The organism is Fibrobacter sp. UWH5, assembly GCF_900142505.1.
Taxonomy (GTDB): Bacteria; Fibrobacterota; Fibrobacteria; order Fibrobacterales; family Fibrobacteraceae; genus Fibrobacter.
Window position 1 is genome coordinate 1 of record NZ_FRBB01000054.1, and the last position, 1,136, is coordinate 1,136.

The 1,136-nt window shown below is 41.2% G+C and carries 3 protein-coding genes; all 3 read right to left on the reverse strand.

Annotated elements, in window-relative coordinates; genetic code table 11:
- Window positions 1-35: 35 nt before the first annotated feature.
- The gene (locus BUB38_RS15905) at window positions 36-134 is read right to left on the reverse strand and encodes an LEPR-XLL domain-containing protein (protein WP_083542279.1); all 99 of its coding nucleotides are present in this window, start codon (window positions 132-134) and stop codon (window positions 36-38) included.
- A gap of 72 nt (window positions 135-206) precedes the next feature.
- Entirely contained in the window at window positions 207-461 is a 255-nt protein-coding gene (locus BUB38_RS17110) for an FISUMP domain-containing protein (protein WP_073161657.1), read from the reverse strand.
- Window positions 462-482: 21 nt separating this feature from the next.
- The coding region (locus BUB38_RS15670) for an FISUMP domain-containing protein (protein ID WP_139258492.1) at window positions 483-1,136 on the reverse strand (654 nt) is incomplete at its 5' end.

Consider the following 1,136-nt stretch of genomic DNA (forward strand, 5'->3'; position numbering starts at 1 on the left):
GCTAAATCTCATAACTCGTAATTCATACCTCATAATTAATTGGCATCCATCAAGAGCCTCGGTTCGAGAGACTCGATCTTGTAATTGTTACGGTTGTTTTTCTTTTTGCTACCCTTATTGTTCTTCTTGGACATAAGTCCCCCCCTATGGGTTATTTGGCATAACCCTGATTTTTGTTAAACTTTTTTGTTGAAGGGTGTAAAGAACTAGTAGTTCTTCACACAACGAATGGAATTTCCATATTTCTTAGAAACAGGAAAGTTCCTGGAAAAATTCTTTCGACTAACAGATGTCATGTACGCTTTCAAATCTGTATCAGCTTGTTGCGGCATCCAGAAATTTGATTGGACTTTTATTTCATAAAATTGATTATGTTCGTTTCCATAATCAATCCAATACCCGGCAGGCAATATTGACAATCCGTAGTCGTTGCTACCGAAGCCGGCGACCTTTGAGCCCATAATTTGTTAAAAATTCTCGGTTTAATAATTTTTTACACAGCGGACGGGAAAAGCCTGCGTTTTCACACTTCTCGCCGTCCTACTGACATCTCTTGATTGAATAATAACCCCATAAGCTGAGTCATCATAATCCGGATATTGTTGCGGCAACCAATACAGAGAATATTTTTTTATTGAATCAAACTTTCCCCCTAGGGGAATCCAGCATCCCGTCGGCAATATCGACAAACCATAATCGTTGCTACCGAAGCCGGCAACCTTTGAGCCCATATAATGAGCGACACTATTGCCGCTTTTTTGCTGCAAATACGCCCACTCCCCATCATGTACAATATGCCATCCTTCTGGACAGATTCCCTGATGAATAATGTCGCCATCAATCATTACACCGTCATTATCGCGTTGAAACTCATAAGGACATTTTTCCAACCCCAGCTCTACAGAATCACAAATTGAAGGAATATTCATTGCGGCACTCCAGGTATATAATCCACCCCAGCCGTTGTCACAGTACCACGGATCATCATCGTAACAATACTTGGTAGAATCACCCAATACCGTACCACCAGGCACCATCTTGCCGAAGTTTAAGTTCTCAGCGAAAAAGATTAATGTATCCGTAAAAAATTTTCCATCATACACATTCACCGTACGGTACTTCTGTCCGTCGCGCGG